This window comes from uncultured Brevundimonas sp., from assembly GCF_947305955.1.
In the GTDB taxonomy this organism is placed as follows: domain Bacteria; phylum Pseudomonadota; class Alphaproteobacteria; order Caulobacterales; family Caulobacteraceae; genus Brevundimonas.
The window spans coordinates 1-15,009 of the sequence record NZ_CAMZFB010000035.1; the positions used below are offsets into that span (position 1 = coordinate 1).

The 15,009-nt window shown below is 64.0% G+C and carries 10 protein-coding genes; 8 read left to right on the top strand and 2 right to left on the bottom strand.

The window, feature by feature from the left end; all coding sequences use genetic code 11:
* From Q0Y42_RS09735 to ftsH, 7 genes are all read left to right on the top strand, one after another.
* The coding region (locus Q0Y42_RS09735; protein WP_297803061.1) for a hypothetical protein at positions 1-526 on the top strand (526 nt) is incomplete at its 5' end.
* A 77-nt stretch (positions 527-603) separates the two neighbouring features.
* Positions 604-1,974 (top strand): Tol-Pal system beta propeller repeat protein TolB, encoded by a 1,371-nt coding sequence (gene tolB / locus Q0Y42_RS09740; RefSeq protein WP_297803064.1) that lies wholly within the window; start codon positions 604-606, stop codon positions 1,972-1,974.
* A gap of 142 nt (positions 1,975-2,116) precedes the next feature.
* Complete coding sequence (pal, locus tag Q0Y42_RS09745) at positions 2,117-2,668, top strand: peptidoglycan-associated lipoprotein Pal (protein ID WP_297803067.1); 552 nt, start codon at positions 2,117-2,119, stop codon at positions 2,666-2,668.
* Positions 2,669-2,778: 110 nt separating this feature from the next.
* The gene (locus Q0Y42_RS09750; protein WP_297803070.1) at positions 2,779-3,924 is read left to right on the top strand and encodes a DUF3667 domain-containing protein; all 1,146 of its coding nucleotides are present in this window, start codon (positions 2,779-2,781) and stop codon (positions 3,922-3,924) included.
* 53 nt (positions 3,925-3,977) lie between these two features.
* Positions 3,978-4,838 carry a tol-pal system protein gene (locus tag Q0Y42_RS09755; protein WP_297803073.1) on the top strand — a complete coding sequence of 287 codons (861 nt, stop codon included), beginning with the start codon at positions 3,978-3,980 and terminating at the stop codon, positions 4,836-4,838.
* A complete protein-coding gene (gene tilS, locus Q0Y42_RS09760) occupies positions 4,829-6,136 on the top strand; it encodes a tRNA lysidine(34) synthetase TilS (protein WP_297803077.1) in 1,308 nt (435 codons plus the stop codon). The genes Q0Y42_RS09755 and tilS overlap by 10 nt, the downstream gene beginning before the upstream one ends.
* 51 nt (positions 6,137-6,187) lie before the next feature.
* The gene (gene ftsH, locus Q0Y42_RS09765; RefSeq protein ID WP_297803080.1) at positions 6,188-8,155 is read left to right on the top strand and encodes an ATP-dependent zinc metalloprotease FtsH; all 1,968 of its coding nucleotides are present in this window, start codon (positions 6,188-6,190) and stop codon (positions 8,153-8,155) included.
* Between the two features lie 78 nt (positions 8,156-8,233).
* Here ftsH and Q0Y42_RS09770 read toward each other — a convergent pair whose 3' ends face one another.
* Both Q0Y42_RS09770 and Q0Y42_RS09775 read right to left on the bottom strand, forming a co-directional pair.
* Complete coding sequence (locus tag Q0Y42_RS09770; RefSeq protein WP_297803083.1) at positions 8,234-9,706, bottom strand: amidohydrolase; 1,473 nt, start codon at positions 9,704-9,706, stop codon at positions 8,234-8,236.
* Between the two features lie 86 nt (positions 9,707-9,792).
* A complete protein-coding gene (locus tag Q0Y42_RS09775; protein ID WP_297803087.1) occupies positions 9,793-12,834 on the bottom strand; it encodes a TonB-dependent receptor in 3,042 nt (1,013 codons plus the stop codon).
* A 351-nt stretch (positions 12,835-13,185) separates the two neighbouring features.
* On the opposite strand from Q0Y42_RS09775, the gene ggt reads away from it, so the two are divergent.
* Entirely contained in the window at positions 13,186-14,925 is a 1,740-nt protein-coding gene (gene ggt / locus Q0Y42_RS09780) for a gamma-glutamyltransferase (RefSeq protein ID WP_297803090.1), read from the top strand.
* Positions 14,926-15,009 lie beyond the last annotated feature (84 nt).

Below are 15,009 nucleotides of genomic sequence, written 5' to 3' on the forward strand. Positions count from 1 at the left end.
GCCTCAGCCGCAGCCGAAGGCCGATCCGACGCCGCCCCGTGCGACGCCGCCGCGTAACACCACGCCCACGCGCCCGACCACGCCGGCCACCCAGCCGTCGACGCGTCCGCCTGCACAGCGCGAGGCACCGGGCCTGAACCTGTCGGAACTGACCGGACCGCAGCGCCAGACCGGCAACACCGGACGTCCCGCAACCGGCCAACAAGGCCGTGGCAGCGCTCCGCAGGCTGCGGGTCCGCAACTGGCTGCTAGCTTCAACAAGGTCTACGACTACTGGGCACCGCTGTGCGACATCGACGCGGCCCGCTCGCTGCGTATCCAGATGGACATCACCCTGTCGCGCGATGGCCGCATCACGAGTGGGCCGACGCTGGTGAACCCGCAGCCGTCGTCGATCTATCGCGCCGCCGCCGAAGGGGCCATCCGCGCCCTGCGTCAGGCCCAGCCGTTTGACGTTCCCGCCAATTTCGAGGGCGGCCAATACCGTCCCAGCTTCAACACCGAGAGGGCCTGCGCCAACCGATAAGGTCGCCTACAGGCTTGACCGCTCGGCCTAGCACAGGCCCACTCAGAACCGACGAACCGTTTAAAGGAGCTTCCATCATGCGCATGAAGTTACTGCTCGCCTCAGCCGCCGCGCTGGTGTTGGCCGCGCCAGCAGCCGTGCAGGCGCAACAGGCCCCGGCTCAATCGGGTCCGGTGGAAGTGGAAATCGATCAGGGCGTCCTGCGCCCCATGCAGATTGCTGTGGTTCCGTTCAGCGGGACCAACGGCTCGCAGATTTCGCAGGTCATCAGCGGCAACCTGAAACGCTCGGGCTTTTTTGATCCGCTCAATCCGGCCAGCTTCATCGAGACGGGCCTGACGCTGGCCAATGCGCCGAACTTCCCGCAGTGGACCTCGATCGGCGCGCAGGCTGTTCTTTATGGCGGCGTGACCCAGCGGGCCGATGGCCGTGTGGACGTCGGTTTCCGCCTGTATGACCCGTACCGCCAGTGCCAGCTGGTCAGCTATCAGTTCACCGCCACCGCCGAGCAATGGCGCCGTATCGCGCACAAGATTTCGGACGTGGTCTATCAGCGCCTGACGGGCGAGCCGGGCTTCTTCGACAGCCGTGTTCTGTTCGTGGCCGAGAGCGGTAGCCAGACCAACCGTCGCAGCCGTCTGACCATCGTCGATCAGGATGGCTACAACCCCGTCTTCCTGACGCAGGGCGACGAGGTGATCATGTCGCCGCGCTTCTCCATGCATAATCCCGACGAAGTCACCTATGTGGCTCTGGGCAAGGATTACAGCCGCATTTACCTGTACAACCTTGCCACGGGCCGCCGCGAAAGCCTTGGCGAGTTCGAAGGTCAGGTTCTGGCCCCGCGCTTCTCGAATGACGGGTCGAAGATGGCCTTCTCCATCATTCGCAACGGCAACACCGACATCTATGTGATGAACCTGCGCACGCGCCAGCTGTCGCGTCTGACCAGCGATCCGGGTATCGACACTTCGCCGTCGTTCAGCCCTGATGGCTCGCAGATCGTCTTTACGTCCGACCGTTCGGGTACGGCTCGCCTCTACACCATGCGCGCCGATGGCTCGGGCCAGCGCGCCATCAGCCGTGGCGGCGGTGTCTATACCGCGCCGGCATGGTCGCCGCGCGGTGATCTGATCGCCTTTACCAAGCAGTCGGGTGGCCGTTTCCATACGGGCGTGATGCGTCCGGACGGCACGGGCGAGCGCACCTTGTCCTCGTCCTATCTGGAAGAAGGTCCGTCGTGGGCGCCGAACGGTCGCTATGTGATGTTCGCCCGCCAATCGCCCGGTGGTGACACCCGTCTGTGGACCGTGGACCTGTCGGGCCGCGTTGTGGCCCAAGCGGGTTATCAGGAACGCGGATCGTCTCCGGCTTGGTCGGGCCTGCTGGACGCGCCGCCCGCTAATCTGGGATTGAACCAGGGACCGGATTCCTGTTCCGCGTCATAGATTTGCGCCGAGGTGGTTAATGGCGTTCACTCCTTCGTTATCCTCTGGGACCACGCTGGAATGAGCGCGTTAGCCGATGTAGGTAGCCGCGTATAACAGTTAAGCTTGGGCCCCTGTGTGGCCCTCATTTCTGGAGTCGAGCATGACAAAGGTTTCGTTGATCAAGATCGCAACCATCGGCGCCTTTGCCGCCGCCATGGCTGCATGTACGCCTAAGCCCGCTGTGGATACGGCGACGCCGACCACCCCGCCGCCGGCAACCAACCCGGCCTATCCGACCGCACCGACCGGTCCGGTGGACGGCGCTGGCGTGGGCCAAGCCATTCCGGGTTCGGAGCAGGACTTCGTCATCAATGTTGGCGACCGCATCTATTTCGACCTCGACTCGTATGAAGTGAACGCCGAAGCCGCCATGCGTCTGGGCGCTCAGGCCGCCTGGCTGCAACGCTATCCGTCGATCACCGTCCGTATCGAAGGCAATGCCGACGAACGCGGCACCCGCGAGTACAACCTCGCCCTCGGTGCCCGCCGCGCCGAAGCCGTCCGCAACTTCCTGATCTCGCGCGGCATTCCGGCCAACCGCATCGACACCATCTCCTTCGGTAAGGAGCGTCCGATCGCTGAAGGCTCGAACGAGTCGGCATGGGCCCAAAACCGTAACGCCCGCACCGCCATCGTCTCGGGCGCTCGCTAAACAGCGATCTCGTTAAATAGTTGAGAGAGGGCATCGGCTTGGGCCGGTGCCCTCTTTTAATTTTGATGGGTTGGCGGCAGTCTCCGCCCGACGCAGGGGGCTTATTGAAGATGGAATTTGACGCGATTGAAGGTGCAGCCGGAGCCCTAGCAGGGACAGCTGCGGCCAAGGGCCTGGACCAGAAACAGGGCCACGCGGGTGAAGCTCATCACAATTGTGCCGACTGCGGATCGCCCGTCACCGGAAACTTTTGCGCCGAATGCGGCCAGCCCGCCCATGTGCACCGTACGCTTCTGCATCTGGGCCACGAGCTGCTGCACGGCGTCATGCACTTTGATGGGCGTATCTGGCGCACCCTGCCGCTGCTGATCGCCAATCCGGGCAAGCTGACCCGCGAATGGTGTCAGGGACGTCGCACGAGCTATGTCTCGCCGCTAGCGATCTTCCTGTTCACCCTGTTCGTGATCTTCTTCGGCCTGACCATGGCCCCGAAGCCCCACGTCGATGTCACGCCGACCATTACCCAGACGCAGGCGACGCCCGAGGATGTCGCCAACCTCAAGGCCCAGATCGCCGAGATCGACAAGAGCATCGCCGAGAACGAGGCTGCCTTTGCCACCAGCACCGGCAGTGCTCGTATCGCACTGGGTGCGGAAAAGGGCACGATGGCCGGCGTGAAGGCCACGCTGGAAGGGCGTCTGGCCGGACTGGAAGCTGCGGTCGAAAACGGTAACACGGCACCGACCACGGCCACCCGCACCGATGGGCTGGAGCCCGGCTCGTGGCAGGCTCAGGTTGCAGACCTGAAATGGGACAATAACGGTAAGGGGGTGATGGCCAGCATCGGCAAGAAGCTGAAGAACCCCGACCTGATGGTCTATAAGCTGCAACAGACGGCCTATAAGTTCGCCTTCCTGCTGGTGCCGTTCTCCATCCCCTTCATGTGGCTGCTGTTCCTGTGGCGTCGCGGCTTCACCCTCTATGACCACGGGGTGTTTGTTCTCTATTCGCTGACCTTTATGGCCATGTTGCTGCTGGTTGCGGTCGTGGCGGTCACGCTGCTGCCGGCGCTGGGCTCGGCCATTGCCTGGGCGGTCGCGATCATCATCCCCGTCCATATGTTCGCCCAATTGAAGGGCGCTTATGACCTGTCCTTCTTCTCGGCGGCGTGGCGGATGATGTTCCTGCTGGTGTTCTGCAGCATTGTGCTGACACTGTTCCTGGCGGCCATCGTCTATCTCGGCCTCGGCCACTAGGGCCAACGTTGAAAGTCTTGCAGTCGGGCGCAATCGGTGAAACGGATAAGACCATGATGAAACAGCCTTTTCGTTTGAAGATGTCGGTCGCGGCCACGGCTATCGGCCTGTGCGTGATCGGCGGCACCTCGGCCATCGCCCAGAACCGCAACGCGCCCGCGGCCCAACCGGTCATTCCGGCTGTGGAATGGGACAAGCGCCGCCTCGACACGCTGGACCGCAATGTCCGCCGTCTGGAACGCGCCCTGACCCAGCGCAATGCCGCCGGTCAGCCCGTGATCGTCGAGCCGGACCCCGAGGTTGTCGCCCTGCAAGGTCAGGTGTCGCTGCTGGAGCGCCGCCTGTCGGACCTTGAGGCCACCTTCCGTCGTGTGAACGCCGACAGCGAGCGCATGACCTTCGAACTGGACGAGGCCAACCGCAACAACACCGCACTTCAGGGCCGCGTCGACGCTCTGGAAGAGCGCCTGCAGAAGATGCAGGAAGAAGCCGAGCTGAACGCCCCGATCGAAGCCCATTCGCCGACGGGCAATGCGGCGGGCGATCTTCAGGCCGCCATGCGCCTGACGACGGAAGACAGCCGTCGCGGCATGCGCGCGCTGGAAACCGTGACCATCACTTGGCCCGATACCGTTCAGGCCAAGGAAGCCCACAGCCGTCTGGGTGACATGCAGGTCGCGGGCCGCGACAATGCCTCGGCTGTCGCCTCCTATGCCAAGGCGCTGGAAGGCTGGCCGCGCACGCCGTGGGCCGCCGAAACGGTGCTGAAACTGGCCGAGGCCCTGCGCGCGACCGATCGCAAGACCCAAGCTTGTGGCGCTCTGAACGAGTTCAACCGCCGCTATGCCGAGGCCGCTACGGCCCAGCAAAAGGCCCGCGCCACCCAGCTTCGCACCCGCGCGGAGTGCAGCTGATCCACGACGCCGATCCGGACGGGCTGGAAGCGCGCCTTGAGGCACAGCTTTCAGCCTGCCTTGATAAAGGGGGAGAGCGCCCCATTGCTGTCGGCCTGTCAGGCGGCAGCGACAGCCACGCCCTGCTGCGTCTCGCGTGTATGTGGGCCGCGAAACATGGCCGCCGCATTCTGGCGCTGACGGTCGATCACCGCCTCAATCCCAAAAGCGCCGACTGGACGCGGCAGGCTGCCGCCATGGCCCGCGATGCGGGCGCGGACTGGCAGGGTCTGGCGTGGGAAAATGCATCGGGCGGCACCGCCATTCAGGAACGCGCCCGTATGGCCCGTCATGCCTTGTTGGCCGAGGCCGCGCGACAGGCGGGGGCCTCCATCCTGATGCTGGGTCACACCGCCGATGATGTGGCCGAAAACGAACTGATGCGGGCGCAGGGCACGTCGGTGGGGCGGTTGCGTCCGATGTCGCCATCCCCGGTCTGGCCGCAGGGCAGGGGTGTCACCCTGTTCCGCCCCTTGCTGAATGAGCGCCGCCAAGTTTTGCGCGATTGGCTGACGGCGCAGGGGCAGGACTGGATCGATGATCCCGCCAATCAAGACAGCCGCTATGCCCGCGTGCGCGCCCGCCAGCAGATCGCAGGCAAGATCGCCCCGCCGACGCTTCAGAAGAGCGTGGTGTTTGCCGATCCCGGCGAGCGCGCCGACGCGGGCGTTTTCCATTTCGACAGGGGAGAACTCGCGGCCTCGGCCCATGGCGTCTCGGTCGCCCTGTTGTGTGCGTCGGGCCATGATGTGCCGCCGCGCTCGGACCGCCTCGGCACGCTGATGGCGGCGCTGGGGGATGGTGAGGATCGCACCATGATCCTGTCCGGCACCCGCATCGAAATGACCGGCGGGCGCGTGCTGATGTTCAGGGAAGCGGGTGAGCAGAAGCGCGCGCGGCTGGGCGCTACCGTCTTGGAAAACGGCCACTCCATGGTCTGGGACAACCGTTTTGAGGTCACCGCGCGTGAGGATGGCTGGGAAATTCTGGCCGGGGCGGGAAATCTCTCGAAACTGTCCGATGATGACCGAAAATCCCTGTCGGCCATGCCGCCAGCGGCGCGTCTGAGCTGGCCTGTGCTGCATAAGCCGCTGACAGATCACTATGTTTTGGCTAATGACAGGGTGGAACTTCGGGGCCTGTGCGGGCGTCGCTATCGCGCGACGGCCCTGTGTCTTGCGGACGAAACGCCGCAGGAAGGTGCACTGTTTGACCTGTGGCATGGCGAAACCGGATCGACTGCCCTATTTTCACGTTGAATGACTGTGTCCGGCATTGCCATTCCGGCATGTCGGGGAACCGAGGACCGCATGAACCTGCGAAATATTGCCATCGGCGCCGGCATCTTGTTGATGGTGGCCGTGGTGTACTCCACCATGACTACGGGCGGCGGACTGGCCACCAAGGCGGGCGCGCCGAACGCGGCGGGTCGCCCGACGCAAATCAACTACACCCAGCTTATGACCGCGATTAACGCGCAGGAGATCAAGTCGGTCACCGTGCGCGGCGACAGCGTGAACGGCGTCTATAAGAACGACAGCAAATTCACCGCGACGGTCCCGGTGCCGAACGAGGCACTGGTCGAGAAGATGCACACGGCGGGCATCGCCGTTGACGTCAAATCGACCCGCCAGCCGTGGTGGTCGGGCCTGATCGGTCTGCTGCTGCCGGTGGTGCTGATTATCGGCTTCTGGCTGTTCATTATGAACCGCATGCAGGGCGGCTCCAAGGGCGCGATGGGCTTTGGCAAGTCCAAGGCCAAGCTGCTGACCGAGCACAAGGGCCGCAAGACCTTTGCCGATGTCGCAGGCGTGGACGAGGCCAAGGAAGAACTTCAAGAGGTCGTGGACTTCCTGAAGGACCCGTCGAAGTTTCAGCGTCTGGGCGGCAAGATCCCCAAGGGCGCTCTGCTGGTCGGCCCTCCGGGGACGGGTAAGACCCTGCTGGCCCGCGCCGTGGCCGGTGAGGCGGGCGTGCCCTTCTTCTCGATCTCGGGTTCGGACTTCGTGGAAATGTTCGTCGGTGTGGGTGCCTCGCGCGTCCGCGACATGTTCGAACAGGCCAAGAAGAACGCGCCGTGCATCATCTTCATCGACGAAATCGACGCCGTGGGCCGTCACCGTGGCGCAGGTCTGGGCGGTGGTAACGACGAGCGCGAACAGACGCTGAACCAGCTTCTGGTCGAGATGGACGGCTTTGAAGCGTCCGAAAACATCATCCTGATCGCCGCGACCAACCGTCCGGACGTGCTGGATCCGGCCCTGCTGCGCCCCGGTCGTTTCGACCGTCAGGTCACTGTGCCGAACCCGGACGTTACCGGCCGCGAACACATCCTGCGCGTCCACATGAAGGATGTGCCGCTGGCCGCCGACGTGAACGTGAAAACGATCGCGCGCGGTACGCCGGGCTTCTCGGGTGCGGACCTTGCCAACCTCGTCAACGAAGCGGCCCTGATGGCTGCGCGCAAGGACCGCAAGATGGTCACCCAGCGCGACTTCGAGGACGCCAAGGACAAGGTCATGATGGGCTCGGAACGCAAGTCCATGGCCATGAGCGAGGAAGAAAAGCGCCTGACCGCCTATCACGAGGCCGGTCACGCCATCGTCGCCCTCAACGTCAAGAAGACCGATCCGGTGCACAAGGCCACCATCGTCCCGCGAGGCCGCGCACTGGGCATGGTGATGCAGCTGCCGGAAGGTGACCGCTATTCCATGAGCTATCAGCAGATGGTGGACCGTATCGCCATCCTCGCCGGTGGCCGCGTGGCTGAAGAGCTGATTTTCGGCAAGGAAAACATCACCTCGGGCGCGTCGTCGGACATCGAACAGGCGACGAAGATGGCCCGCGCCATGGTCACCCGCTGGGGCTATTCCGAAAAGCTGGGCACTGTTGCTTACGGTGAGAACCAGGAAGAGGTCTTCCTCGGTCATTCGGTGTCGCGCACCCAGAACATCTCTGAAAAGACCGCCCAGATCATCGACGAGGAAGTTCGTGCGCTGGTCAACGGCGGCTGGGACGAGGCCCGCCGTATCCTGACCGAAAAGGCCAAGGATCACGAGGCACTGGCCCAGGCACTGCTGGAATACGAGACCCTGTCGGGTGACGAGATCGCGGCCCTGCTCAAGGACGGCACCCCGCCGAACCGCGAGGACGTGGGCGAGCCGATCACCGGCCCGTCCTCGTCGGTACCGCTGACCGACGAGGAAGAGGTGACTGTGGAAGCCGTACCGTCCACGGGCGTTCCGGTTTCCGATCCGGAGCCACGCCCGACGGCTTGATCGAGCCTTGGTGGCATAGAAAAAGGGGCGGCACCTTCGTGGGTGCCGCCCCTTCTTTTTGGCCGTCAGCCTGATCTGTCAGTCGCGATAGTTCAGGGCCGGCGTACGGTCGCCCAGCAGGGCGCGGTACTGGAAGTTCGGGCCGCGACGGCGTTCGAACTCGGCCGTGGCCTCGGCGATGACTTCCGGCGACTGGAACAGTTCGGCCGTGGTCAGGGCCAGCGTCTTGGTGGCCAGATGGGCACCCTTCAGACCGATGGTCGAGCCGGCGGCCACAACGTTCTGCCAGCTGTGACCTGCCGAGCCGGGGACGAAGGTGGCGGTGGACAGGCCGACCGTCGGCGTCACCCACGACACGTCCGACACATCGGTCGAACCGCCAAAGTCGCCGCCGATGGTGGCTTCCTCGATGCGTCCAACGCTGTCCAGATCTTCCTGGGTGGTCAGGGTCTTCTGGATTTCGCGGGCGAGGGCCTTTTCCTCTTCGGTCCAGGTGATGCCGCCGACGCTGCGCAGGTTGCGGTCCATGACGTGCATCAGGGTTTCGTTGTGCAGCATGGAATAGACGCCGCCGATCGCCTCGAACTCGACGCGGGTGCCGGTGCCGAGGGCTGCGCCCTCTGCGGCCAGCTTCACGCGTTCCAGCACGTCACGGACGATCTCCGGATCGTTGTGGCGAACGTAGTAATAGGCTTCCGCATAGGCCGGCACCACGTTCGGAGCCTTGCCGCCGTCGGTGATGGCATAGTGGATGCGGGTGCGGTCCGGAATGTGCTCGCGCATCAGGTTGACCATGGCGTTCATGGCCTCGATGCCGTCCAGAGCCGAGCGGCCCTTGTCCGGTGCCGCTGCCGCGTGGGCGGCGGTGCCATAGAAGCGGAACTTGCCCGAGACATTGGCCATGGAGTTGCCCTGACGGGCCGAGTTCACATTGCCAGGGTGCCAGTGGACGCTGACGTCAACGTCATCGAACAGGCCGTCGCGGACCATATAGACCTTGCCCGAACCGCCTTCTTCGGCGGGCGTGCCATAGACGCGCAGCTCACCCTTGATGTTGTTGGCTTCCATCCACGCCTTGACGGCGATGGCGGAGTGGACCGATGCGGCACCGAACAGGTTGTGGCCACAGCCGTGACCGGCCACGCCACCGGCGCTTTCCTGAACCGGACTGTGGGTCTGCGACAGGCCCGGCAGGGCGTCGTATTCGGCCAGAACCGCGATGACGGGGCCGTCGCCGTTCTTGAAGGTGGCGAGGAAGGAGGTCGGCTCGTTGGCGATGCCGGTCTCGACCGAGAAGCCGGCTTCACGCAGCTGCTGGGCCAGCAGGGCCGACGACTGGTGCTCCTGATAGCCCAGCTCGGCGAATTTCCAGATTTCCATGGCCGCGTGATCCAGCGCGGCGGTGTTGGCTTCGACGGTGCCGAGGATCTGGGACTGATGATCGGCCGACAGCGGGCCGGCGAGGGCAGGGGCAGCCACCATCAGGGCGGTGCCGAATGCGGCGGCGGCAAGGGCCTTGAGCGAGGTCTGGCGACGCGAGGCTTGGCTCATTGTCTGCTCCGAAACTCTGTTGGGATACACATAGAGAAAGGGCGGGAGGCGATGATCGCCTCCCGCCCCGAAGGTCTCAAGACCGATTAGAAGGTCTTGCGGAAGCTGGCGTACCAGTAACGCGCGTACGGTTGGTACACGGTACCGACATAGCCACCGCTCGACAGCGGCGGATCCTTGTCGGTGATGTTACGCACACCGACGCGGACCGACGAGTTGGCCAGCGCGCCGCCGCCCAGTTGGCTCTCGCCGAAAGCGTATTCGGCATAGAGGTTGGCGGTGATGGTCGAGTCAACGGTCCAGTAGTCGCCAGCCGAGTTGGTCAGGCTGTCGTCATACAGGTCCGAGATGTACTGGGTGAACGCGCCCACGGTCCAGGCGTCCTTGCGCCAGGTCGTCGACAACGACCACTTCCATTCCGGACGGCCGAAGTCAGCGATCATGTCGCCCATCGAGCCCGAGATGGCGATGTTCGGAGCGATTTCGCCCGAAGCCTTGGCATCAGCCAGCATCTGGGTCGCAGGCGACATTTCCAGATAGTACTTCAGCAGGTGCGAGACGTTCAGGTTGGCGCTGAAATCACCGAAGCGGTCGGTGCGCAGCTTCCACATTACGCCCAGGTCCAGACCTTCAACCGTTTGCGGCTGTTGGTTGGTGTAGGCGTCGGTGACGTAGAGGACCTCACCGGCAGCTTCCAGACCGGTGCCAGCGAAGATGGCGCGGTCGGCGGCGGTCACTTCGGCACGGACAACGTTCGGGTTGGACGAGCCGTTCTTGCGCAGCAGGTAGTCGAGGGTCAGAGCGTTCTGACCACGGAACAGACCGACCATGCCGGTTTGCTCGACCTGCCACCAGTCGGCGGTGACGGTGAAGTCGCCCAATTCTGCCGGAATGAAGCGCGGTTGGATGACCACGCCCAGCGACAGGGTTTCGGACTCTTCCGGTTGCAGCTCCGGGTTACCCGAGCGGCGTTCCGGCGTCGACTTGCGGACGTGGCTTTGCGAGAAGTTGGCGTAGTCCGACCAGGTGTTCGAAACCGGAGCGGAAGCACCGCACTGGTTCATGCTGGTCAGAGCGCCACGGCGGATCAGGGCTTCACAGTAGATGTAGTCGTTCGAGGAGTTCGAACGGGTGATCACCGTGGCGTTGATCTGTTCCAGGTTCGGGGCGCGGAAGCCCTGAGCCCACGAACCGCGGATGCGGAAGCCGTCAACGATGTCCCATGCCGCAGCGAACTTGGGCTTGGCGACCGAACCGAAGTCCGAATATTCCTCGAAGCGGCCAGCGACCTGAACTTCAAGGTTGTGGATCAGTGGCACGCCCATGTCCGGCGACACGATCGGAGCGGCGACTTCAACATAGGCCGAGAAGACGTCACGCTCGCCGTAGGTGTCGGGGTTCTCCGACGAGTTGATCAGGTCCGACGAAACGGCACCCAGCAGGTTGGTGTACTGGATGGTGCCGTCGATGCGGCTGTCACGATCGTCCAGTTGGCTTTCGGTACGCAGTTCGATACCGGCAGCCAGACCGACCGGACCGGCCGGCAGTTGGTAGATGTCCGGACGCGAGACCTTGAAGTCCCACAGGCCGAGTTCGGTCTTGGTGCGTCGGACCATGTCGACGCGGATGCCGTCGAGGGCAGCTTGGTTCGACAGGGTGCTGTCACCGACGCGCGGGTTCGACAGGTTGCCGCCGTTGAAGAAATTATAGGCGTCCGGCGTGTTCTTGGCGGCCCACTCTTGCAGCTTGGTGGCCGAGATGTTGTCCGAGACGTCGCGGGCGCTGGCTTCCGACCACAGCAGGGCCGATTCCCAGTTCCAGCCGCGCCATTCACCGCGCAGACCACCCAGGATGCGGAACTGCTTGTTGGTCACGGCCACGCTGATCGGGCCCATGTCCGTGAAGCGGTAGCCGGTCAGGGTGATGTCTGGGTTGTTGTCGAACGGGTTGTAGTAGTTCGAGCCCGGGATGATGAAGTTCACGCCCGAAGCGGTGTTGATCGGCTCTTGCCACGCTTGCGACTTGGCATAGTAGCCGCCCAGTTCACCGAAGAACTCGACCGAGTCGTTGATCTGGTAACGGCCGGTCAGGAACAGGTTGTAACGGTCGACTTCCGGCATGACCGTCAGCCCCATGGCGGGGTTGTCGGCGTTCAGGTCACCCGGCAGGTTGGCCGTGTTGGATACGCACAGGCCGTTGCCGATCTGGACGCGGCATTCCGAACGGGTGCCCGGCAGGACGGTGAAGGCCGTCAGGTTGGTCGCGCCGATGGTGCCGGTGCCGCGAACGGTGAAGCGACCCCACGGGGTCAAGTTCGAGGTGCCGTTCAGGGCCGAGCTGTTCTCGAAACCGGTGCCGGCGAACAGGCCGCGCAGGTCGTTCGAGGCGGTGTAGTCTTGGTCGGTGGTCTTCAGCTCGTCGCGGTGGTCGTAGTTGAAGAACAGCGAGATGTTACCGCGGCCTTCCTGGATGTCCTGACCGCCGTACAGCGAGAAGTTCAGTTCGCGCATGCCGGTGCCCTCGGCACCGCCGTACTGGGCCGAAACGGTCCAGTCGTTCATGTCGTCGCGCAGAACGGTGTTGACCACACCGGCCACGGCGTCAGCGCCGTAGATGGCGGCGGCACCGTCACGCAGCACTTCCATGCGCTTGAGGCCCGACACCGGAATGGCGTTGGTGTTGTAGGTCAGAACCGGAACGAGGTGCTCGTTGGCCTGCGAGGTCGGGTGACCGACAACGCGGCGGCCGTTCAGCAGCACCAGGGTGTTGCCGATGCCGAGGCTGCGCAGGTTGACCGAGCCGGTGTCGCCACGGGCCGAGTTCGAGGTCGCCGGCAGGTAGGACGAGTTGAAGGTCACGTCGCCCATTTGCGGGATCGAGCGGAACAGGTCGTCACCCGATGCCGGAGCGGCAGCGATGATGTCGTCTTCGCTGACGACGGTAACCGGCAGGGCGGCAGTAACCTTTGCACCGCGAATCTGCGAGCCGACGACGACGATCTCGTCAACGGCGACAGGCTCTTCCGAAGCATCCTGAGCGAAGGCGTTGGTTGCGACAGCAGCGCCAAGCAGTGCGCTGGATGCCAGCATGGCAGCGCGGAAGTTCCGGCGTGCGATGCGATTAGACATATATATTCCCCTCTTGTGACACCATTCCCGACCTGATGGGCAGCCCCCGGCTGTGGAATGGAGCACGGCCGCAGGGCAGTCGTCCGATGACGGATCACCCCATGGTCGAGCTACCGACAACTTGTTGCAGCAGACTTGACCTCTGGCAACTCAATTGCGGCGTGATATTGCTCGAATAACGCCAATACGCGACGTCGTTATCCAAAAAATACTTGTTTGAAGGGTGTTTTTAGAATTGTATCGCCCAGAAGGCGGTTGAAAATGTGTCAGAGCGTTGCTGAATAGTGACGGTTTTTTGTGGGTCCGGCGTCAATCGAGGCGTCTAGGACGGGGAATCTAGAGGGGATGGCCATGTCGATCCGACGTATGAATTTGTGGGCTGCAGCCTCGGTCGCTGCATTGATCGGGTTCACGCCCGCCGTGGCGCAGCAGGCCGCTGTCCACCCGGGAGCTGGCAGTGGCGGTGACATCGTCAACTATGGCCAGATCCACAATCCGGTTATCGGCCGCGACGGCATGGTGGTGTCCCAGTCCGATCTGGCGACCCGCGTGGGCGTCGAGATTCTGGCAAAGGGCGGCAATGCCGTGGACGCCGCGCTGGCCGTGGGCTTTGCCGAGGCGGTGACCCTGCCGCGTGCGGGCAACATCGGCGGCTCGGGCTATATGGTGGTCCACATGGCCGCGACGGCGGACCGGCCCGCCGCCGATATCGCCATCAACTATTACGGCATGGCTCCGTCGGCCCTGACCCCGCAGACCCTGCTGGGTGCGGATGGCAAGTTTGACCGCTCGCAGCCCTCGGGTATGCGAAATGTGGCGGTGCCGGGCACGGTCATGGGCTTCTGGGAAGCGCACCAGCGTTTCGGATCGCTGCCTTGGGCCGAACTGGTCGCTCCGGCGATCAAGCTGGCGGAAGAGGGCTATGTCCTGACGGACGGCGAGGCTGACGCCACCGGCGGTCGCGCCCGCTTCCTCGCCCTCGATCCGGGCGCGGCCGAAGCCTATCTGAAGCCGGACGGTACCCCCTATCAGGCGGGCGAAGTCTTCAAACAGCCGCTTCTGGCCGAGAGCCTGCGGAAGCTGGCCGAAGGTGGCGCGGACGAGTTCTACAAGGGCGAACTGGCCCGCCAGATCGTCGATGGCATCCAGGCGCGCGGCGGCCTGATCACCATGGAAGACATGGCCAGCTATCGCGCCATTGTCTCGGAGCCGATCTGGGGCTCGTACCGTGGCCACAAGATCTCCTTCATGCCGCCGACGGCCTCGGGCGTCAGCGTGGCGCAGGCCCTGAACATGCTGGAGCATTTCGACCTCGCCAGCATGGGCTGGGGCAGTGTCGACAGCCTGCACCTGATCTCCGAAGCGATGAAGATCACCAGCCATGACCGTCGTCTGGTTGGCGGCGATCCGCACTGGCAGACCCCCGCGCGCGGCTTGGCCAGCAAGGAATTTGCCGCCGAGCGCGTCGGCCTGATCTCCATGGATCGTGCGCTGGATGGCTCGAACCTGCCGGACGGCAACCCCTATCCGTACGAGAGCAAGGACACGACCCATTTCTCGGTCGCGGACAAGTACGGCAATGCCGTTTCCAACACCTACACCCTGTCCAACTCCTATGGCGCGCACGTCGCGCCGGTGGGCACGGGCATCTTGCTGAACAACCACGTCGACAACTTCTCGTGGGGCACCGAGGGCGAGCCGAACTCTCCGGCTCCGGGCAAGCGTCTGGGCTCGACCATCACCCCGATGATCGTGTTCAAGGATGACAAGCCGTGGCTGGTCACCGGCACGCCGGGCGGTGGCTATATCATCGCCACCATGGTGCAGCTGATTTCCAACGTCATCGACCACAAGCTGAACGTGGCCGAGGCCGCCATGCGCCCGCGCATCAACCAGGGCTGGGGCGGTTCACCACTGGAACTGGAAGGCGGCTTCTCGCCGGAGATCGAGCGTATGCTGCGCGAGCGCGGCCATCAGACCCGCCCGTCCATGACCATGGGCTCGACCCAGTCGATCATGGTCGAGGGCGACCGCTTCTATGGTGCGGCGGACACCCGCCGTCCGGATGCCTCGGCGCGGGGCGTTCGTTAAGCGACAATAACGAGGCCCGGTCTTGCGCCGGGCCTTTTCTTTTGGGACCACATCCGCGTCCGTGATCGAGGGGATCATCGGGCC